This is a genomic window from Nitrospirillum iridis, from assembly GCF_014205765.1.
GTDB lineage: Bacteria > Pseudomonadota > Alphaproteobacteria > Azospirillales > Azospirillaceae > Nitrospirillum > Nitrospirillum iridis.
The window spans coordinates 421,391-440,299 of record NZ_JACIIZ010000005.1 but is presented as its reverse complement, the minus strand read 5'-3'; the positions used below and the strand labels follow the sequence as shown (position 1 = coordinate 440,299).

16 protein-coding genes, 1 tRNA gene and 1 pseudogene are annotated in these 18,909 nt (G+C 69.5%); 11 read left to right on the top strand and 7 right to left on the bottom strand.

Features of this window, described 5'->3' with window-relative positions; translation table 11 throughout:
* Nucleotides 1–23 precede the first annotated feature (23 nt).
* The 3 genes and pseudogenes from FHS74_RS11645 to FHS74_RS11635 all read left to right on the top strand — a co-directional run.
* Nucleotides 24–1,190 (top strand): cysteine desulfurase family protein, encoded by a 1,167-nt coding sequence (locus FHS74_RS11645; protein WP_184800517.1) that lies wholly within the window; start codon nucleotides 24–26, stop codon nucleotides 1,188–1,190.
* Nucleotides 1,191–1,258: 68 nt separating this feature from the next.
* Complete coding sequence (locus tag FHS74_RS11640; RefSeq protein WP_184800515.1) at nucleotides 1,259–1,936, top strand: hypothetical protein; 678 nt, start codon at nucleotides 1,259–1,261, stop codon at nucleotides 1,934–1,936.
* Between the two features lie 189 nt (nucleotides 1,937–2,125).
* Nucleotides 2,126–2,845, top strand: a pseudogene (locus FHS74_RS11635) (YoaK family protein); the annotation flags it as partial.
* 17 nt (nucleotides 2,846–2,862) lie between these two features.
* Here the strand turns inward: FHS74_RS11635 and FHS74_RS11630 are convergent.
* On the bottom strand, nucleotides 2,863–4,878 hold the full coding sequence (locus tag FHS74_RS11630) for a CocE/NonD family hydrolase (RefSeq protein WP_211106232.1): 2,016 nt from the start codon (nucleotides 4,876–4,878) through the stop codon (nucleotides 2,863–2,865).
* A gap of 143 nt (nucleotides 4,879–5,021) precedes the next feature.
* Entirely contained in the window at nucleotides 5,022–5,708 is a 687-nt protein-coding gene (locus FHS74_RS11625) for a hypothetical protein (RefSeq protein WP_184800513.1), read from the bottom strand.
* Between the two features lie 248 nt (nucleotides 5,709–5,956).
* On the opposite strand from FHS74_RS11625, the gene FHS74_RS11620 reads away from it, so the two are divergent.
* The 4 genes from FHS74_RS11620 (at nucleotide 5,957) to FHS74_RS11605 (ending at nucleotide 9,092) form a co-directional block, all read left to right on the top strand.
* On the top strand, nucleotides 5,957–6,271 hold the full coding sequence (locus tag FHS74_RS11620; protein WP_184800511.1) for a ferredoxin family 2Fe-2S iron-sulfur cluster binding protein: 315 nt from the start codon (nucleotides 5,957–5,959) through the stop codon (nucleotides 6,269–6,271).
* Between the two features lie 103 nt (nucleotides 6,272–6,374).
* The gene (gene mnmA / locus FHS74_RS11615) at nucleotides 6,375–7,511 is read left to right on the top strand and encodes a tRNA 2-thiouridine(34) synthase MnmA (RefSeq protein ID WP_184800509.1); all 1,137 of its coding nucleotides are present in this window, start codon (nucleotides 6,375–6,377) and stop codon (nucleotides 7,509–7,511) included.
* A 30-nt stretch (nucleotides 7,512–7,541) separates the two neighbouring features.
* Nucleotides 7,542–8,444, top strand: a complete 903-nt coding sequence (locus FHS74_RS11610) for a class I SAM-dependent methyltransferase (RefSeq protein ID WP_211106231.1) — start codon at nucleotides 7,542–7,544, stop codon at nucleotides 8,442–8,444.
* A 117-nt stretch (nucleotides 8,445–8,561) separates the two neighbouring features.
* A complete protein-coding gene (locus FHS74_RS11605) occupies nucleotides 8,562–9,092 on the top strand; it encodes an META domain-containing protein (RefSeq protein ID WP_184800507.1) in 531 nt (176 codons plus the stop codon).
* Nucleotides 9,093–9,183: 91 nt separating this feature from the next.
* On the opposite strand, the gene FHS74_RS11600 is transcribed toward FHS74_RS11605, so the two are convergent.
* Nucleotides 9,184–9,258 (bottom strand) — tRNA-Met (locus FHS74_RS11600).
* A gap of 241 nt (nucleotides 9,259–9,499) precedes the next feature.
* On the opposite strand from FHS74_RS11600, the gene FHS74_RS11595 reads away from it, so the two are divergent.
* Nucleotides 9,500–10,072: a hypothetical protein gene (locus FHS74_RS11595; protein WP_184800505.1), complete on the top strand. Its 573-nt coding sequence runs from the start codon at nucleotides 9,500–9,502 to the stop codon at nucleotides 10,070–10,072.
* Here FHS74_RS11595 and FHS74_RS11590 read toward each other — a convergent pair.
* Together FHS74_RS11590 and FHS74_RS11585 are read right to left on the bottom strand one after the other, a co-directional pair.
* On the bottom strand, nucleotides 10,042–11,370 hold the full coding sequence (locus FHS74_RS11590; protein ID WP_184800503.1) for an AmpG family muropeptide MFS transporter: 1,329 nt from the start codon (nucleotides 11,368–11,370) through the stop codon (nucleotides 10,042–10,044). The genes FHS74_RS11595 and FHS74_RS11590 overlap by 31 nt on opposite strands.
* Nucleotides 11,371–11,415: 45 nt before the next feature.
* Entirely contained in the window at nucleotides 11,416–12,042 is a 627-nt protein-coding gene (locus FHS74_RS11585) for a WHG domain-containing protein (protein WP_211106230.1), read from the bottom strand.
* 62 nt (nucleotides 12,043–12,104) lie between these two features.
* On the opposite strand from FHS74_RS11585, the gene FHS74_RS11580 reads away from it, so the two are divergent.
* The 3 genes from FHS74_RS11580 to FHS74_RS11570 all read left to right on the top strand — a co-directional run bounded on the left by FHS74_RS11580 (nucleotide 12,105) and on the right by FHS74_RS11570 (nucleotide 15,139).
* Nucleotides 12,105–12,596: a phenylacetaldoxime dehydratase family protein gene (locus tag FHS74_RS11580; RefSeq protein ID WP_211106229.1), complete on the top strand. Its 492-nt coding sequence runs from the start codon at nucleotides 12,105–12,107 to the stop codon at nucleotides 12,594–12,596.
* 118 nt (nucleotides 12,597–12,714) lie between these two features.
* Complete coding sequence (locus FHS74_RS11575) at nucleotides 12,715–13,839, top strand: isoaspartyl peptidase/L-asparaginase family protein (RefSeq protein ID WP_184800499.1); 1,125 nt, start codon at nucleotides 12,715–12,717, stop codon at nucleotides 13,837–13,839.
* 4 nt (nucleotides 13,840–13,843) lie between these two features.
* Nucleotides 13,844–15,139, top strand: a complete 1,296-nt coding sequence (locus FHS74_RS11570; protein ID WP_184800497.1) for a metal-dependent hydrolase family protein — start codon at nucleotides 13,844–13,846, stop codon at nucleotides 15,137–15,139.
* 735 nt (nucleotides 15,140–15,874) lie between these two features.
* Here FHS74_RS11570 and FHS74_RS11565 read toward each other — a convergent pair.
* Both FHS74_RS11565 and FHS74_RS11560 read right to left on the bottom strand, forming a co-directional pair.
* On the bottom strand, nucleotides 15,875–16,381 hold the full coding sequence (locus FHS74_RS11565) for a DUF1993 domain-containing protein (protein ID WP_184800495.1): 507 nt from the start codon (nucleotides 16,379–16,381) through the stop codon (nucleotides 15,875–15,877).
* A gap of 114 nt (nucleotides 16,382–16,495) precedes the next feature.
* Nucleotides 16,496–18,871, bottom strand: coding sequence for a S8 family serine peptidase (locus tag FHS74_RS11560; protein ID WP_184800493.1), 2,376 nt, complete (start codon nucleotides 18,869–18,871; stop codon nucleotides 16,496–16,498).
* Nucleotides 18,872–18,909: the final 38 nt, after the last annotated feature.

Here is an 18,909-nt window from a genome sequence, read left to right as displayed (position 1 = left end):
CGGTTCCTGCCTTAGGTGTGCCCATGGCGTCGATCTATCTCGACCATAACGGCACCTGCCCGCCCCGCCCGCAGGCGGTGGCGGCCATGGTCGAGGTGTTGTCCCAGCCGGGCAACCCGTCGTCCGTCCATGCCCAGGGTCGCGAGGCCCGGCGGCGGGTGGAAGTCGCCCGGCGTCAGCTGGCGGCCCTGCTGAGCCTGCCCCCGGCCACCCTGGTTTTCACCGGCGGTGGGACGGAGGCCAACGCCCTGGCGTTGGCCAGCGCCGGTGATCGGCCGCTGATCACCAGCGCCATCGAGCATGCCAGCGTGCTGGAGGCCGCTCCCGCTGCCCTCCGCTGCCCCGTCACCGCCGACGGCGTCGTCGACCTCGCGGCCCTGGAAGCGGCGCTGGCCGGGGCCGGCCGTCCCGCTTTCCTCTCCCTGATGGCGGTGAACAACGAGACGGGCGTCATCCAGCCGGTGGCTGAGGTGGCGGCCCTCGCCCGGCGTTTCGGCGCGCTGTTCCATTGCGACGCCAGCCAGGCTGTCGGTCGCTTGGCATGGGATTGGGGGGCCATCGCGCCCGATTACCTGACCGTTTCCGCCCATAAGATCGGCGGCCCCCAGGGTGTCGGGGCGCTGGCCGCGCGTGATGGCGCGCCGCTCGCCCCCCTGCTGCGGGGCGGAGGGCAGGAGCGTCGCCGCCGGGCGGGGACGGAGAATGTGGCCGGCATCGTCGGTTTCGGTGCCGCCGCCGCCGCCTGCGATGTCGAGGCGTTCAGCCACCTGGCCGCCCTGCGTGACGGGCTAGAGGCTTGCCTGCGCGCCGCCGCGCCGGGCCTGGTCGTCGCCGGCGCCGGCGCCGCGCGGGTGGCCAACACCAGTTGCCTGGTGACCCCGGGTTGGCGCGGGGAGACGCAGGTCATGGCCCTGGACCTGGCGGGCTTCGCCGTCAGCAGCGGCTCGGCCTGTTCCAGTGGCAAGGTCGCGGCGTCGCACGTGCTGGCGGCCATGGGCCTGGGCCCCGACCTGGCGGGGGCCGCCATCCGCGTCAGCCTGGGCTGGTCGACGACCGCGGCGGAGGTCGAGCGTTTCGCCACGACCTGGATATCCCTGCATGCGCGTCGGGCTCCGGCGCCGGTGGCGCAGCAGGACCTATCGCCTCAGGATAGGCAGTCTGTCATTTCCCAGACGGCGCGGCAGCAGTAGGGTTGCGCCCCGGTGGGCGTCCGGGTAGGCGTATGGAACCGGGCGTACGGAACAGGGGTAGGCGGCGCATGGCCGATGGTGTGGAGGGGGACAATGCCCCCCAGGGTGTTTCCGGAGTGATTCCGGGGGGCATGGGCGATTGTTGGGCTTGTGGCAAGCCAGTCTCGGGGCGGGCCCTGTTCTGCCACAACTGCGGTTCCATCCAGCCACCGGCGGATCTGGACGCCTTCGCGCGCTTGAACATTGAGCGGCGCTTCGATGTGGAGCGCGCGGTGCTGGACCGCCAGCGGGCGGGTTTCAGCCGCATCCTGGATCCGGATCGCCTGAAGACGCGGGGGGTTCAGGAACAGGCAATGGCCGAGCGCTACCGCCAGGCGGTGGATCACGCCTACGTCACCCTGCGCGACCCGGCCTCCCGCGCCCGCTATCTGCTGAACCTGATATGGCCCCAGGGCGACCTGCCCGGCACCGTGGGCAAGGGGCCGGAGGACGCCGACATGGCCGATCTCGCGGCCCAGGTGGCCGCCTTGCACGATGACGCCCCGGTGGATGAGGACCAGTTGGAACAGGCGACCCTGGGCGTCATCGGCGCCATCGCCGGGTCCCTGGTCGACCTCTCGGCCGCCTTCCACAGCGGCAACCTGGCCGCCGTGCCGCCGCTGGCGGACCGCCTGGCCCTCTGCCAGCAGTTGGGGGAGGCCCTGGGCGCCGTCACCCCGCCCGAGGCGCCTGACGATCAGCCTTGATCGTCCCCCATCCCCCGGCGCTATGCTGGGGCGGGTGGCCATTGGCCACCGGCCGCCGCCGGGGACGAATCCCCCGGATGGGGCCTCAGGGTCGAAGGGGTGCGTGGCGTGGATCAGTCGTATGCCGGCCCGTCGTCCGTTCATGCGGGCGCGGCGCCGAGGGCCGGTGAGGGCGTGGGGCCTGGTCCGCTGGACAAACTGCGGCGCCTGATCGCGCCGGAGCGCAGCGATCAGGCCGACGCGCAGCTTGCCGTGGCCTTGTGCTTCGTCGCCGGCATGACCAACGCTGGCGGCTTCCTGGTGGTGGGGCAATACACGTCGCACATGTCGGGGATGGTCTCCGCCTTGGCGGACAATCTGGTGTTGGGCGCCTTGGGGCTGGTGGCCGCAGGCATCGGCGCCTTGGCCGCCTTCCTGGCCGGTGCCGCGTGCTCCGCCATTCTGATCAATTGGGGGCGGCGCCGGCAAAACGCCAGCCTGTACGCTTTGCCCCTGTCGCTTGAGGCGACCTTGCTGCTGGCCTTCGGCGTCCTCGGGGACTTGCGGACGCACATCCCGCATTTCCTGGGCGTGGCCGTGCCCTTGCTGTGCTTCATCATGGGCTTGCAGAACGCCATCATCACCAAGCTCTCCCGCGCCCGCATCCGCACCACCCACATGACGGGGATGGTGACGGATATCGGGATCGAGTTGGGCAAGATGCTCTACTGGAACCGCTCCCGCCCGGAAGCGGAGGCGGTGCGGGCGGACGTGGCCAAGCTGCGCCTGCTGGCCACCCTGGTCGGCACCTTCTTCGTCGGCGGCGTCGTGGGCGCCCTGGGCTTCAAGGTGATCGGCTTCTCCGTCACGGTGCCGCTGGCCCTGCTGCTGCTGATGCTGGCCATTGTGCCGCTGGTGGATGACCTGCGGCGCAACGGCGGCGGCGCTTAAGGCGCCCCCACCCCGGGCATCACCTGCACCTCCAGGCCCGACGGATAATCGGGTGAGCGGTAGACCCGCTCGCGCGCCGCCTTGAAATCGCCCGGCTTGGCGTTGGGGATGTCGACGAACGTCTGCGGGTTGCGGTCGGTCAGGGGGAACCAGCTGCTTTGGATCTGCACCATGATGCGGTGGCCGCGGCGGAAGGTGTGGTTGATGTCCGCCAGGGCATAGCGGATAGGGGTGACCTGATCCGGCACCATCGGTTCCGGCTTCTCGAAGCTGTTGCGGAACTTGCCCCGCAGCGGGTCGCCGCGCACCAGCTGCTGGTATCCGCCCATGTCGACGGAGGGCGGCGGCACGTCGCTCTTGGGATCGGCCGGCCCTTCACCGCCGCCGGACTGCGACGGCGGCAATTCCTGCGGATAGACGTCGATCACCTTGACCACCCAGTCGCTGTCGGTGCCGGAGGTGGAGACGAACAGCTTGGGAACCACGGGGCCGACGATGGTGACGTCGTTTTCCAGCGGTGCCGTCTGGTAGGTCAGCACGTCGCCCCGCGTGGTGGCGAAGCGCTGGTCGGCCACCATGTATTCCTTGGGCACGTCGGTGGTGACGTATCCGACATAGGGCACCGGGCGGGCCGGGTCGCTGACATACTCGTCGAACTTGGCTCCGCCATTTTGTCCCGGCGCCGTCCAGCCCAAGGTTCCCCCCGGCTGCAGGTACAGGGTGCGGGTTCGCGCCTGTTTGGGCGGCCAGGCCGCGTACTGGCGCCAGACGTTGGTGCCTGTCTCGAACACCGTGGCCTTGGCCAGCTTGGCATCCGGCGCACCCTTCAGATGCTGCTCGAAGAAGGGGAAGAGGATGTTCTTGCGGTAATAATCGCCGGTGTCGGAGGCGAAGTCGACGGCACCCAGCTTGCGGCCGTAGGACCGGGCCCAGCCACCATGAACCCAGGGGCCCACCACCAGGTTGTTGGGCGTGCCGGGGTTCTGCTTCTCGATGGCGTTGTAGGTGGTGAAGGGACCGTGCAGGTCCTCCGCGTCGAACCAGCCGCCCACCGTCAGCACGGCGGCCTTGATGTTCTTCAGGTGCGGGGCGATGGCGCGCGGCTTCCAATAGTCGTCGTAGGTGGGGTGGTCCACCATCTCACGCCAGTTGATCCCGTCCTCCTTGCTGAACAGGGCGCTGATGTCGGCCAGGTTGCCCTTCTTCAGGTAAAAGTCATAGCCGTCGGTGGTGCCGAAATCATAATCCGACCAGCCGCGGGGCTCCGTCGTGGGGTTGTTCTGTGGCTTGAAGGCGGCATAGAAGGCGAAGTTGGCGGCCAGCATGTAGGCGCCGCCGTGATAGGCGTCGTCCCCCATGTACAGGTCGGTCACCGGCGCCTGGGGGGAGGCCGCCTTGATGGCCGGATGGCTGTCGATGATGCTGGATGATGTGAAGAAGCCCGGATAGCTGATGCCCCAGATGCCGACCTTGCCATTGTTGCCCGGTACGTTCTTCAGCAGCCAATCGACACTGTCATGCATGTCGCTGCTGTCATCGGTGTCGGTCTTGGACTTCTTCTGGTCGATATGCGGCCGCATCTCCACCCAGCTGCTGCCGGACATGTAGCGACCGCGCACGTCCTGGAAGACGAAGATGTAGCCGGCGCGGTCGAAGTCTGGCGAGGGGCCCAGTTGCTTGGGGTAGGCCTCGACACCGTACCACAGCTCCTTCCCCACCCGGGCGCCAGCGCCATAGGGCGTGCGCACCATCAGGAAGGGATAGGTCTTGGACTGGTCCTTGGGCACGTAGACGACGGTGAACAGCTCCACCCCGTCGCGCATGGCGATGCGGTATTCGTACTTGGTGTAATGCTCCGCCACGTTGAACGGCTTGTCCTGGCCCTGCTGGGCCGGGCCTTGGGCCGCCCCTTGGGCCAGCGCCACCGGCGCCGTCATCGGTCCGGACAGCGTCAGCGCCAATCCAGCCACGCCCAACGCCCGCGCGGCCCGAAGGGCGCGCCGTTTCTCCATCACTCGCTTCATATACGCCGTGTCCCCGTCCGTCTCGGGGGCCTCCGCGCTGGCGCGGGGCCCATTTGGGCGCAGGCTAAGCCATCATGGATATCGGGGAAAGCGTGGACTTTGGGCGCGGCGGGGCAGGCTGGTGGAATGCCTTATGGGCAGCCATCCGCCGTGTCCGGCGCCTCGCTGCCCTCCGGCCGGGGCAGGCCCAACTCCGTGGCCAGGGCGGCGTCGCTGCTGCAATAGGGCTTCCTGGTTTGCCAGCTGCGGATGCGGTGGAAGGCGTCGACCGTGTCGCCGACCGGGTCGTCCTCCTGGGCGTTGACGACCAGCTGATAGATGGCGATGGTGGTGGGGGCCGGGTCGGGCACCGCGTCTTTCACCGTGCGGGTGGCGATCAGCAGCAGGGTCTGGGGTTTGCCGTCGACCTTGCCATGGGCGAAGACGACGGACCGGATGGCGTCCTCGAAGGTGTGCGGGCTGTCGCGCACGATCTCTGCCACGCCCGGCGGCGTTTCCGCCTCGACCGACACCAGGTTCCAGCCGCCGCGGATGCCGCCGCCGTCCGCCGTGGGTTTCATCATCACCAGATAGGTGTTGTGGCCCCAGGCGTTGCCGTTGTCGCGCCAGGCGCGGACGATGAGCGCGGTACGGCCATCAGGGCTGAATCGCTTCAGTTCATTGACGCCCGATGTCAGGGCTATGGGCGCCAGGTCGCTGATGCCTTGCGGTCCAGCACCCACCGGCGGTGTCGCCTTGCCCTTCGGCGCGGCGGTGGCGATGCCCGCCATGAGAAGCAGGCCCAGCAGCGGCGTGGCCAGCCAGCGGAACGGTGACATGGGGGCCCCTGATCTTCGGTGGAACTGGGAAGGCGTCATACCGCGCCGGGCGTGCCGCCGCCAGCGGCCACGCCGTCGCAGGTGAGCCGGGTCGCAGGTGTGCCGGACTTTGTCGGGCGCCATGCGTGACACCATCTTTACAAGCGCCCGGTCGCCCTCTACCAAGACAGGCTGATCCGGCGGGCGCCGCACCGGCCGCCGGGCGACGCCTAATCCTTGGCCAACCCTTATCAGAGCGACCCAGTGCCATGCCCAAGATGACGTTCGTTGAGACCGATGGAACCCGCCGTGAGGTGGAGGCCCCGCTGGGCCTGTCGATCCTGGAGGTCGCGCGGCGGCACAACATCGACCTGGAAGGCGCCTGCGAGGGCTCGCTGGCCTGCTCCACCTGCCATGTCGTCGTCGCCCCGGAATGGTACGACCTGCTGCCCGACGCGCAGGAAGATGAAGAGGACATGCTGGATCTGGCCTTCGGTCTGACCAAGACCTCGCGCCTGGGCTGCCAGATCCGCATCTCCGAGGAGTTGGACGGCCTGGTCGTCATGCTGCCGGGCGCCAAGTAAGCGGCCCCTTTTCGGCGGTCCCTAAAACGAACAAGCCGGCCTTGCGGTGACGACCGCCAGGCCGCGCTTGCGCTCGGGTCCATCTTGGCCCATATGCGGGGCCATGAATTCCCTAGGCTTCGATAAGGCGCCGGCCGACACCCGCGTGGTGGTCGCCATGTCCGGCGGGGTGGACAGCTCGGTCACCGCGGCCCTCCTGAAGGAGGAGGGCTACGACGTGGTCGGCGTCACCCTGCAACTGTACGACCATGGCATGGCCGTGGGGCGCAAGGGCGCCTGCTGCGCCGGCCAGGACATCTACGACGCCAGCCGCGTGGCCGAGACCATCGGCATTCCCCACTATGTCCTGGACTATGAATCCCGCTTCTCCGATGCGGTGATGCAGGATTTCGCCGACAGCTACCTGCGGGGTGAAACCCCCATCCCCTGCGTGCGCTGCAACCAGCGGGTCAAGTTTCGCGACCTGCTGGACCAGGCGCGCGATCTGGGGGCCGAGGCCCTGGCCACCGGTCACTATGTGCGGCGGGTGCAGGGGGCGCGGGGCGCCGAACTGCACCGCGCCGCCGACCCATCCAAGGACCAGAGCTACTTCCTGTTCGCCACCACCCAGGCGCAGTTGGATTTCCTGCGTTTCCCCCTGGGCGGCATGCCCAAGACGGAGACCCGGGCCCTGGCCGACCGCTACCGCCTGCCGGTGGCCGACAAGCCCGACAGCCAGGATATCTGCTTCGTCCCCAACGGCTCCTACGCGGCGGTGGTGAACCGCCTGCGTCCCGGCGCCGTGACGCCGGGCGACATCGTCCATGTCGACGGCCGGGTCCTGGGCCGGCATGAGGGCGTGATCAACTACACCGTTGGCCAACGCAAGGGCCTGGGCCTGGGCGGCAACGCCACCTTGGCGATGGAGCCGGGGGGCGACACCGACCCCCTCTACGTCGTGCGCGTGGATGCGGCCAGCGCCCAGGTGGTGGTGGGGCCGCGCGCGGCGCTGGCCCGCACACGGGTGACGGTGCGCGAGGTCAACTGGCTGGGCGGGGACGCCCCGGCCGAGGGGCTGCCTGTCACGGTCAAGTTGCGCTCCGCCCAGCCGGCCCTGGCCGCCCGCCTGTTCCTCGATGGCCAGGGTGGCGCCGCCGTTGACCTGGAGCAGCCCCAGTTCGGCGTGGCCCCTGGGCAGGCCGCCGTCTTCTACCAGGACGACCGCGTCCTTGGCGGGGGCTGGATCGTGGGCGCCGCGTAATCATTCCATGATAGGGTGTGCTCCCTTCCCTTGAGTTGGAGCATCTCGGTGGACCAAGGCCGTCCCAGCCGCACCGCCCTGGCCGTCGCCCTGCTGCGGGCGGCGCATCAGGTGCTGGATACACCCGTGGTGTTCGCCGACCCCGTGGCCCTGCCCATCCTGGGGCCGGACGCGGAGCGGCGCATCCGCGCCGATGAGGCGCGGCTGCGCCAGCCGCCGGCGCGCTTCCTGCGCGCGGCCCTGGTCGCCCGCAGCCGCCATGCGGAGGAGGGGCTGGCCGCGGCGGTGGGGCAGGGGGTGGGGCAGTATGTTCTGCTGGGCGCGGGGCTCGACACCTTCGCCTACCGCAACCCCCACCCCGACCTGCGGGTGATCGAGGTTGACCATCCCGCGACGCAGGCCTGGAAGCGGGAGATGCTGCGACATGCCGGCGTCGTGCCACCGGCTGGCGTCACCTTCGCGCCCCTCGATTTGGAGCGGGACACCTTGAGTACCGGGCTGACCCATGCCGGCTTTGACTGGGACCGGCCGGCCTTCTTCGCCTGGTTGGGCGTCACCATGTACCTGACCCGGGATGCGGTCATGGACACCTTGCGCCTGATCGCCGGGCTTCCGGCGGGCAGCGGCATCGTCTTCGACTACAGCCTGCCAGCCGACCGCCTGTCCCCCGGCCAGCGGCCCATCTTCCAGGCCATGCTGGACCGCGCGGCGGCGGAGGGGGAGCCGTGGCGGTCCTTCTTCACCCCCGACAGCTTGTTGCCCGACCTGCGCGCCCTGGGTTTCACGACGGTGGAGGATTCGGGGGCGTCGGAACTGAACCCCCGCTATTTCGCGCACCGCGCGGACGGTCTGGCCTTGGGTGGCGTCAGCCGGCTGGTGCATGCCCAGGTCGATGGGACGGCCGGCTATAGGCCGGAGGGCAAGGCCCCCTAGCCGGACGGTTCAATCATAAGGAGGTATCGCCACCCGGCATACCCGCGCGCATAGTGTCCACACCACATTCGGCATGCGGAACAAGGGTTTGCCGATCATCCGGGAAGGATCTTGAGGATGCTGCGTAGCGTTGCGATTGTCTGTCTGGCCACCCTGGTGTTGGCCGGCTGTTCCATGCCCAAGCCCGCATCCAACGTCTCGGCGGAGGATCTGGCCGGCACGGGCTGGGAATTGCAGCACTGGCAGCAGCGCAACGGGGCGGCCTACCCCCTGATGCCCGGTGGCAATGGCGGCCCCATCAGCATCCGGTTCAACCGTGACGGCGCCGCCAACATCCTGTCGGGCAACGCCGGCTGCAATCGCTATCGCGGCGGCTACACCCTGGGTGGGGGGTATCTGCAGGTGTTGCCCGCGGCCACCACCCGCATGGTCTGCCTGTCGCCGGAACGCGCCAAGCTGGAACAGGATTATCTGGAGGTGCTGACCACCGCCACCACCCTGACCCGCGCCCGCGATCCCGGCCGCGACCTGGATACCCTGACACTGGCCAGCGACAACGGTGATGAGCTGCTGTTCGTGCGCGTCATGAATGGGGAGCCGCCGGAGCCGGCGGGCAATACCGTCGGCGGGGGCATGACGGGGCAATAGCGTGGCCCGGATACAACAAACCCTCGGGAGCCGTGCAGGTCTTCCCGAGGGTTCGTGTAAGCGGCCGGTGCGGGTTAGGCACCACCGAATTTGGTAGCAGCGGAGGGATTTGAACCCCCGACCAAGGGATTATGATTCCCCTGCTCTACCACTGAGCTACGCTGCCATAGGCCAGCGCCGGACAGGCCGGCGTTGGTGAGGGCCGTCATGTAGGACACCTGGCCAGGGGCTGTCAAGGGCTTCGACCGGGGGCATGACGCATTTTTCAGCATGGGCCCGATGCCCAGCCACGCGACCGGCCTCCGCCCTGGGGCGGCTGAACGCCACAGCCCCGAACATGGTGGCAGGGATTTGCCGCCACCGATACAGTCACGCCGCATTTCCCACGCCCGGCGGCCCCGCACCCCATGCTTTCCCTGATCACGGCGCCCTTTCGCCTGCTGTTCCGCCTGGTGGTGTTCATCATCCTGATGGCGGCGGTGCTGGTCGTGGTGTTCCCCTTCGCCGTGGATTTGCCGGGCCGCGCGCAAGCCATCCTGGCACAGCTCAGCGACGACCCCGCCAGCGGCGTGGTGGTGCGGGCTGATCCCGAGGTGCGGCGGGGCTTCCCCGCCAGGCTGATCCTGCACCATTTCAGTCTGGCCAACCCGCAGACCCCCGACCGGCCGTCCATCACCGCCGCCCGCGCGGTGGTGGAGGTCGACCTACTGGCCTCGCTGACCAGCGGCCGCCTGGTGGTGCGCACGCGGGTGCTGGACCCCGTGCTCTACGCTGACCGGCCCATCAATCTGCGGGGATTGCTGGCCGGGTTGGACAGGAACCTGAACGGCACCGGCACGGTCCACACCCTCAGTCTGGTGGGCGGCAGCGTGCGTCTGGCCGCCAAGGGCGGGGAGGCTGGGATCGATCTCGGCGGGCTGACGGTGGAGACGCCGCCAGGGCCAGGCGGCTACGCCGGCACGGGCCGCGATCCGCCCTGATCGGGGACGGCATCCTCCGCCGGGCGGTGGTGGATGTCCGCCAGACGGGACAGCAGCAGCAGCAGCAGCAGCCCGGGCACCCCCATGGCGGCGCTGGCGGCGAAATAGAGCGGCCAGGAGTTGAGGTGGTCGGCGAGCCAGCCGCTGCCGCCCGACAGGAGGTCCAGCGGCAGGGTGGCCAGGCTGGACAGCAAGGCGTACTGGGTGGCGGTGAAGCCGGGGTCGCATAGCCGTGCCAGGAAGGCCGCGAAGGCGGCGGAACTCATGCCGCCAGCAAACAGTTCCAGCCCCACCACCACGGCCAGCAGGACGATGTCGTGCGGTTGGGATGCCAGGTAAGCGTACATCAGGTTGGTGACGATCATCAGCGCGCCGCACAGCATCAGGCCACGCACCTGGCCCACCCACCCAGCCAGCAGGCCACCGCACAGCGCGCCGCCGATGGCGCAGCCCATGCCCAGCAACTTGCTGACGGTGGCGATCTCCTGCTTCGTGTAGCCGTCCGACAGGTAGAAGGTGGTGGCCATGACGTTCACATAGACATCGCCCAGCTTGTAGATGGCGACAAACACCACGATGGCAAGCCAGCCGCGCCGGGTGGCGAACCGGGTGAAAGGCGCCACCACCGCCTCCCGCACCCAGACATCGAAGGTGCGGTGGGGGCCGGACGGTGGCCGGGCCGGTTCGCTGGACAGCAGCACTGTCACCATGCCCACGGCCACCAGGGCCGCCATGATGGTGTAGACGACAGGCCAGGGCAGGACGCTGGCCAGGTACAGGGCGCCGGCGCCAGCCACGATCATGCCCAGGCGATAGCCCACCATGTAGGCGGCTGCCCCCTGCGGCTGGTGTGTATCCGGCAGCAATTCGATGCGCAGGGCATCCAGGACGATGTCCTGGCTGGCGGAGGCGAAGGCGGTGGCCACGGTCGCCACCGCCAACCAGTAGAGATTGGTGGCGGGGTCGCAGGCCGCCATGGCCAGCAGGGTCAGCATCAGGGCCGCCTGGGTCACCAAGGCCCAGCCACGCCGCTGGCCCATCAGCCGCGTCAGCACCGGCAGGGGCAACCGGTCGATCAGCGGCGCCCACAGCGGTTTGAAGGTGAAGGGCGTGCGCACCATGGCGAATAGGCCGATGGCTGTGCGCGTCACATGCGATTCCGTCAGCCACGCCGACAATGTGGAGAACAGCAGGAAATAGGGCAGGCCGCTGGCGAAGCCCAGGCACAGCACCGTCAGGACGCGGCGATCCAGCCACTGGGTCGATCCGGTGGCGGCGGGGGCGGGGGACGATGTCATGGAGGCGGGACCGCCCTTGATTGGGGAAGGCTGATGGTGCCGGCATCATCGCCCGCGCGAGCGGCCCCGTCCAGCATCGCCGCCGTCAGCGGGCAAGCCCGCCGCGAACAGGCCGGTCACCCGCCGCGCCAGGGCCTCGGTCGTCGGCGCATTGCCCTGCGCCGGGGGGGGCAGCCTACCGTCCACCGTCAGGCAGGCCAGGCCGTGCACCAGGGACCAGGCGGCCATGGTGGCGGTCTCGCGTTCCGCCTCCGGCACTAGGCCGGCCACGCGCGCCGCCAAAATGCCGTACGCGGTATCGGCGGAAGCGGGGGCCACCTTCGGCGCGGCCAGCGGCGCGCCGAACATCAAACGAAACAGGGCCGGGCGTTCGTAGGCGAACAGCACATAGGCCACGCCCTGTTCCACCAGTGCCTGGCGGGCATCGGTCTGGCCGTCGGCGTGGGCCAGGCGGTCGCGCAGGTCGGCGTAGCCCTGCGCCGCCACGGCGGTCAGCAGGGCCGCCTTGTCCGCGAAATGGCGGTAAGGCGCCATGGCCGACACCCCCGCCCCGCGCGCCGCCGCCCGCAGGGTCAAGGCCTCGACCCCGCCATCCTCCAGCAAGGCGAGGGCCGTCCTCACCAGGGCCTCACGCAGGTTGCCATGATGATAGGCCGCTTTCTCGGTTGACACTGTAAACATCCCCAGGCCAAATGGTTTCATGTTTACGAAGTAAACTTGAAGCGAAGGGTATCATGCAAGAGCGACCAACCGATGGTGCCAACAAGGCATCCCCCATGGGCGGGCGCCGCGCCTCGGTCGACCTGTCGGCATATCCCGACCTGGTGGTGATCTATCTGGGTTTCCATGTGAACAGCCTGCGGGGCGTGCTCGGGCTGCTGCGGCTGGGGCGGGGGCTGACCCGTATCGCCCAGGACTTCCCCGACGGCCTGCTGGCGCATGAACGGGTGATTTACGGCCTGCGCCACATCGGCATGCGCCAGTATTGGCGCGATCTGGAAAGCCTGGAGCGCTTCACCCGCAGTGAGCCGCACAAGACCTGGTGGCGGGACTTCCTGGCCAAGGATGGCGGCGCCGGCTTCTGGCATGAGACCTACCGCCGCCAGGGCGGGATGGAGGCCGTCTATGTCAACATGCCCCAGCCCATCGGCTTCGGCACCTTCGCCGCCGCCCGCACCCCCACCGGCCCGTTCGTGAGCGCCCGCGACCGTCTGGCCGCCGGCTGAACGGCGCCTGTATCCCATATCCGTTTTTGATGACAGCGCCACGGCGTTGCGGGACTATCGCCCACCGCCGCTGTTTGGCGGACGGTTGGGAATAACGGCGGCGGCAAAGGACAGGGGCATGGGCGGCACGGGCGCGCGGATGTTGGCGGGCATGGCATTGGGGTGGGCGCTGCTGGGCGGCACGGCCCTGGCGGCGGAAAAGGGTTCCGCCCCGGCGCATCCATGGGCCCTTGAGCTGCACGGCGGCGCCGGCACGGTGGACCCGGCGAAGCTGACGCCTGAAGCCGCCGCCGCCTATCAGGCCGGCATGACCGCGGCGCTGGAGGCGGGCACGGCCGTGCTGAAGGCCGGTGGCAGCGCGCTCGACGCGGTCGAGGCGGCGGTCAAGGTGCTGGAGGACGATCCCCTGTTCAACGCCGGCCGGGGCGCCGTGTTCACCGCCGCCGGCCGGAACGAGATGGATGCCGCCATCATGGATGGGGCCACGCTGAAGGCGGGCTCCGTCGCCACCGTCACCCACACCCGCCATCCGGTCAGCCTGGCCCGCGCCGTCATGGAAAAGACGCCGCATGTCATGCTGGCGGGCGAGGGGGCGGACGCCTTCTCCAAGGAGGCGGGACTGGAGCAGGCCGACCCCGCCTGGTTCTTCACCGAGCGGCGCTGGCAGGCGCTGGTGACGGAACTGACGGAGAAGGGCCTGCCCGTGCCGCCCCGGCCCCAGGGCGCCCCGCCGGAACCGGACAAGCACACCCTGCTGGACCTCAGGAATTTTGAGCCGGCGGACGCCCATCGGTTCGGCACCGTGGGCGCCGTGGCGGTGGACGCCAAGGGCAACGTGGCGGCCGCCACCTCCACCGGCGGCATGACGGCCAAGCGGCCGGGCCGCATCGGGGACAGCCCCATCATCGGCGCCGGCACCTATGCCTCCAACCAGTCGTGCGCCGTGTCGGCCACGGGGGCTGGGGAGTACTTCATCCGCCTGACGGTGGCGCGTGAGATTTGCGCCCTGGTGCAGTACCGGCACATGGGCCTGCAGGCGGCGGTGGATGAGGTCATCCAGCACCGTCTGACGGCCCTGGGCGGTGACGGCGGCGTCATCGCCGCGGCGCCCGACGGCACGCTGGCCTGGGGTTTCAACACCACCGGCATGTACCGCATCCGGGTGAAGCAGGGCGGGACGCCGGAATTCGGCATCTTCAAGGATGAAGGCCCCGCCAAGGCCCACCCGAAGCACGAGCCCTGAGCCCATGCGCCGGCTCATCGCGGTCGCCGCCTGCCTGGCCCTTAGCCTTCTCCTCTCGCCGGCGGTGGTGCGGGCGGAGGAGGCGTCGCTGCTGATCCGCCCGGCGCGGGTGTGGACGGCGGAGGCGGTGGCGCCCCATGCCGGCTGGGCCGTACTGGTGCGGGGCGACCATATCCAGGCGGTGGGGCCGGAAGCCACCCTGGGCGTGCCGGCGGGCACGGCGGTGCTGGACCTGCCCGGCGCCACCCTGCTGCCCGGCCTGATCGATCTGCACTCCCACCTTTTCCTGCATCCGTATGACGAGGCGTCGTGGGACGACCAGGTGCTGCGCGAAAGCCTGGCCTACCGCACGCTGCGGGCGGGCCGCCAGGCGACGGCGACCCTGATGGCGGGCTTCACCACCCTGCGCGACCTGGGCACGGAGGGGGCGGGCTATGCCGACGTGGGCCTGAAGAAGGCCATCGAGGATGGTCTGGTGCCGGGGCCCCGCCTGTTCGTCGCCACCCGCGCCATCGTGGCCAGCGGCGCCTACGGCCCGTCCGTCACCAAGTTCCGCGAGGACATGGACCTGCCCCAGGGGGCGGAGGAAGCCAGCGGCGAGGCTAGCGTGGCGACGGCCGCCCGCACCCAGGCGGCGCGCGGGGCCGACTGGATCAAGTTCTACGCCGACTATCGCACCGGTCCCGATGGCGGCACCCGCCCCACCTTCAGTCAGGCGGAAATGGCGGCCCTGATCGCCGCCGCCCATGACACCGGCCGTCCGGTGGCGGCGCACGCGGCGTCGGATGAGGGCATGCGCCGGGCGGTGCTGGCCGGGGTGGACACCATCGAGCACGGCTATGGCGGCACCGACGCCACCTTCCAGGAAATGGCCCGGCGGGGCGTCGCCTACCTGCCGACCCTGACGGCGCCGGAGGCCACCAGCCGCTATTTCAAAGGCTACATCCCCGGCCAGAGCCCGCCCACCCCGGCCATGCAGGCGGCGGAGGCCGCCTTCCGCCGCGCGCTGAAGGCGGGGGTCACCATCGGCTGTGGCAGCGACGTGGGCGTCTTCGCCCACGGCGAGAACGCGCGCGAACTGGTGTGGATGGTGCGCTACGGCATGACCCCGGCCCAGGCGCTGACGGCCGCCACGGCCACTAACGCCCACATCCTGGGCCAGGCTGATCGGCTGGGGCGTATCCACACCGGCCTGCTGGCCGACCTGGTGGCCGTGACCGGCGATCCCACCCAGGACATCGCCGCCGTGGCCAATGTGGTCTTCGTCATGAAGGGCGGCGCGGTGGTTCGCAAGCCTTGAGGAGTGCGGCCTGTGAATGTGTGGAATTTGCCCGAAGACCTCGATGACGCGCTGCGGTGTTTGGAACGCGACCTCCGGCAAGGTCGTGTGCGTATGGACAGGGTCCAGCGGCTCGTATCCCTGATTGCTGACCTGCCACCTCAGAAGCTGGTGGCCGTCGGGCAACACGTTCGCGACGCCCTTGCGGCCGTTCCACCGGCGCCGTCGGATTTCCTGCAGCGATGGTTCGGCGGTTCTAAGGGTGACGCGAGCCTGCTGCGGACGACGCCAGGCCCCGGCGACCCTTGCCCAGGCGTTGGGTCGTGAGAAGGGGGCCGTTTGGGAAGAGTGGCGGCCGCTGTTGGCTCGGCTGGAACAGGACCCCGACCGTTCCATCCGCGAACGCGTCGCCTTTATCCGGCGCCATCTTGCGCATGGGGGCGGCTCTTTGGCGCCGTTCCTTGAAGCACTTTCTGGTGGTGAGAATTTCGACCCCGGTCGCGATTCCGACAGGGTCCGCGAGGTTGACCTTTAAAAGGGGCGCTCCGCCTGTTCCTTGATCAGGCCGCCGCCATGGCTTGGACGAAGCGCTGGAAGGCGGGGCGCTGGGCCAGGCGGTCCAGATAGGCCCGGAAGACGGGCTTGTCCCGGAACAGAATGTGGCAGGAGCCACCGTCTGGCCCGTCCCGAAAGGGGCCGCATGAAAAAGGCGGCGCCTGGTGGCACCGCCTTTTCCCCATGGGACCCCAGCCGATGTTACGGACGGCCCAGGAAATCCATCTTGCCCAATTCCACGCCGTTGTGGCGCAGGATGTCGTAGGCGGTGGTCACGTGGAAAAAGAAGTTCGGCAGGGCGAAGAACAGCAGGAAGGCCTGCCCGGGGAAGTGCACATCCTCGCCCCTGATCTTCAGGGTGATGGTGCGCTCCTCGCTGCCGTCGACTTGGTCCGGCGTCACGCCCTTCAGGAAGTCCACCGTCTTGGCGATGCGCTCCCGCAATTCACCAAAGGTGGTCTCGGTATCGGGGAAACTGGGGACATCGACGCCGGCCAGGCGGGCGGCCGCGCCCTTGGCGGCGTCGCTGGCGATCTGGATCTGGCGGGCTAGCGGGTGCATGTCGGGCGCCAGGCGGGCGCTCACGAACACCGACGGGTCGATCTTCTTGGCCTCGGCATGGGCCAGGCCCTTGTCCAGGATGGTGGACAGGTTGCCCAGAATGCGCACGAATACCGGGATGGACGCCTGGTACATGGAAATCGACATCGGGTGTACTCCGACAAGGGATGGATGGCGGCCAAGATACGGCCAACCACGGGGCACGATGTGCGCCCGGTCACCCCGCGGCCTGAATTTCACACAATGAATGTTGGCTACGCCTTAAAAGCGAAAGTTGAGACCGACGCGCGCCACCTGGTCGGTCAGACCCCGGATGTTGCCGGCGTCCTGCCGGTATTCCAGGCTGCCGTTCAGGGTCAGGGCCTGACCCCATCGGCCGGTCGCCAGCGGCGCCGCGTAGGTTAGCGCCAGGTCCGTTTCCGCCCCATCCGGCCGCAGCGATACCCGCGTCGGCACGGTGGTGGCGTATCCCTGGTCGTCCACGCTGGTGATCAACAGGCTCGCGGTGCCGGACACCACGCGCAACGGCCGCCGCCAGGCGGCCGTCAGGCTGTCGCCCTCCGTCACCGCGTCGCGCTGGGACAAGGCCAGGCCGTAGGACCGGGCCAGCAGCGGCCCGATGCCGGCGATGATGCCGTGGGCGCTGTCGGCCGCGCCCGTGCGGGCCAGGCTGGCGTCCAGCATGAGGCTGCCGCCGTCCCATAGCGTGACGGCGGTGGCCAGGCCCAGCGACAGGCTGTCGTTATGATCGCCCAGGGACAACAGGCCGCCACCGCGATAGCGGCTGCCCAACAGGCCGTCCCGTTCATTCAGCAGGCTGACGGACAGGCTGGTGCTCCAGCCCCGCGTCAAATCCCAGCTGAGGCCGGCGGCGAAGGCGTCGGCCTGCCGGTCCCAGCCGGCACCCGTCAGCACCGGGCCACGCCAGGGGTTCCAGTCGCCGCCCAGCAGGTCGCGCCGTGACACGGTGTCGGCGCCGGGCGCCCCCGACCAGCTGAGCGCCAACCGGGCGCCACCCAGCGCCCGGGAGAGCCAGCCATCCAGATCCGTGCCCAAAGCGGCGAAACCGCCACCCTGCGCCAGGCCGGTCAGCGCCGTGGACACACCCAGCGTGCCCGCCGCCTCCGCGGCACCCGAGCCTTGCCCCCACAGCGCCTGGGCGAAGGATGCGGCACCGGGAAAGCCCTGGCCTGTCGCCAGGGTCAGGCCGCCCCGGCTATAGGCCAGCGTCCAGCCGTCGTGCCCGGCGTAGCCATCGCGCGGTGCCAGGGGCTGCGGCCGGGTCATGAAGTCCAGCCGGGGGGCGTCGGTGTAGGCCAGCGTCAGGCTGCCGCCATCCGCGAACTTGGTGCTGCTGGTGGTGACGGTCGGGGCCGGCAGCGCCGCCGTGATGGACGAGGCGGAGACCGGCTGCTTGGCGATCAGGCCGCTCAAGTTGACCGTGAAGTTGCGCTGATAGCCGTCGAAGGCGGTGTAGGAGGCCAGTTGCGCGCTGATACTGCCCAGGGAGCCCAGGGCGCCGCCGGTGACAAGCGCTCCGGTCAGGCTGGTGACCGGCAGGGACTTGCCGTTGGCCTGTGTCACCGACAAGCCGCCCAGCGGCGTGAACGCCGTGGTCAGGTTCATCAGGCCGTTGCCGAAGGTCGCGTCCACGCCCTTGGTGCCCAGGTCGGTGGCGGACGCGAACAGGACGGCGGTGGCGGTGCCATTGCGGTACAACACCGGCCAGGTGGCCTCCAGCAGGGCCAGGGCGCCCGACACCATGGGGGCGGCCATGGAGGTGCCGGTCCAGTAGGCCAGGGCGTTGCTGCCGTACTGGATGCCGGGGGCGACGATGTTTTCCCCCGGCGCCATCAACCACAGCGAGGCGTAGCTGGTCCGCGTCGTGCCGGCGATGGCGTAGCCGGCACCGGGGGTGTTGGAGAAGCTGGAGAGCTTGTTGGCGCTGGTGACCGAGCCGGTGAAGGCCAGGTGGGTCAGTGCCGCCGTGGTCAGCCCGTTGGTACTGCCACCGCCATTCAGGACCGTCGCGGAATTTCCGCCGGCGAACACCAGGACCGTTCCCTTGGCGGCGGCGTAATTGATGGCGGATACGATGGCATTGGTGGGCAGATAGGTCAGCGACAGGTTGATGATCCGGGCGCCGGCATTGGTGGCCTTGATGATGCCGTTGGCCACGTCCGCGTCCGTGCCGCTGCCGCTCACGTTCAGGGATTTTTCCGCCACGATGGTGGCTTTGGGCGCCAAGCCGGCCATGCCCGCCCCGGTGCTGGTCACGGCACCGGCGGCGATGGCGGCGGTGGCGGTGCCGTGGCCGTTGTCGTCGGTGTAGCCCTTGGAGCAGGTGAAGGCCACGGCGGCGCATGAGGACGTGGTGGCGACCCGGCCGGTGACGTCGGCCTGGGTCGCGACCACGCCGGTGTCGACCACACCGATGGTGACGCCGCTGCCGCCCGTGGCCGCCACCTCGATGGCGTTGGTCACGCCCAATTGCGCCCACCAGCCCGCCGAGTAGCCGGCGGCATAGGTTGGGGTGGTGGCCGCTTGAGCCGGTGCCGGACGGGCGATCAGGGCCGCGGCGGCCAACAGGCCCGCGCTGGCCAGGCGAATGGGGAAGGGGACCATGGGGGCCATCATGCCTGCAACTCCCGATCGCCTTTGACGACCCAGCGGTC

What these genes read in the sequence shown, in the direction of transcription:
- mnmA (WP_184800509.1), top strand. Translation starts at nt 6,375, where the DNA reads ATGAATTCCCTAGGCTTCGATAAGGCGCCGGCCGACACCCGCGTGGTG.
- FHS74_RS11560 (WP_184800493.1), bottom strand. Translation starts at nt 18,871, where the DNA reads ATGATGGCCCCCATGGTCCCCTTCCCCATTCGCCTGGCCAGCGCGGGC.
- FHS74_RS11645 (WP_184800517.1), top strand. Translation starts at nt 24, where the DNA reads ATGGCGTCGATCTATCTCGACCATAACGGCACCTGCCCGCCCCGCCCG.
- FHS74_RS11595 (WP_184800505.1), top strand. Translation starts at nt 9,500, where the DNA reads ATGCTTTCCCTGATCACGGCGCCCTTTCGCCTGCTGTTCCGCCTGGTG.
- FHS74_RS11630 (WP_211106232.1), bottom strand. Translation starts at nt 4,878, where the DNA reads ATGGAGAAACGGCGCGCCCTTCGGGCCGCGCGGGCGTTGGGCGTGGCT.
- FHS74_RS11625 (WP_184800513.1), bottom strand. Translation starts at nt 5,708, where the DNA reads ATGTCACCGTTCCGCTGGCTGGCCACGCCGCTGCTGGGCCTGCTTCTC.
- FHS74_RS11575 (WP_184800499.1), top strand. Translation starts at nt 12,715, where the DNA reads ATGGGCGGCACGGGCGCGCGGATGTTGGCGGGCATGGCATTGGGGTGG.
- FHS74_RS11580 (WP_211106229.1), top strand. Translation starts at nt 12,105, where the DNA reads ATGCAAGAGCGACCAACCGATGGTGCCAACAAGGCATCCCCCATGGGC.
- FHS74_RS11570 (WP_184800497.1), top strand. Translation starts at nt 13,844, where the DNA reads ATGCGCCGGCTCATCGCGGTCGCCGCCTGCCTGGCCCTTAGCCTTCTC.
- FHS74_RS11605 (WP_184800507.1), top strand. Translation starts at nt 8,562, where the DNA reads ATGCTGCGTAGCGTTGCGATTGTCTGTCTGGCCACCCTGGTGTTGGCC.
- FHS74_RS11640 (WP_184800515.1), top strand. Translation starts at nt 1,259, where the DNA reads ATGGCCGATGGTGTGGAGGGGGACAATGCCCCCCAGGGTGTTTCCGGA.
- FHS74_RS11620 (WP_184800511.1), top strand. Translation starts at nt 5,957, where the DNA reads ATGCCCAAGATGACGTTCGTTGAGACCGATGGAACCCGCCGTGAGGTG.
- FHS74_RS11590 (WP_184800503.1), bottom strand. Translation starts at nt 11,370, where the DNA reads ATGACATCGTCCCCCGCCCCCGCCGCCACCGGATCGACCCAGTGGCTG.
- FHS74_RS11565 (WP_184800495.1), bottom strand. Translation starts at nt 16,381, where the DNA reads ATGTCGATTTCCATGTACCAGGCGTCCATCCCGGTATTCGTGCGCATT.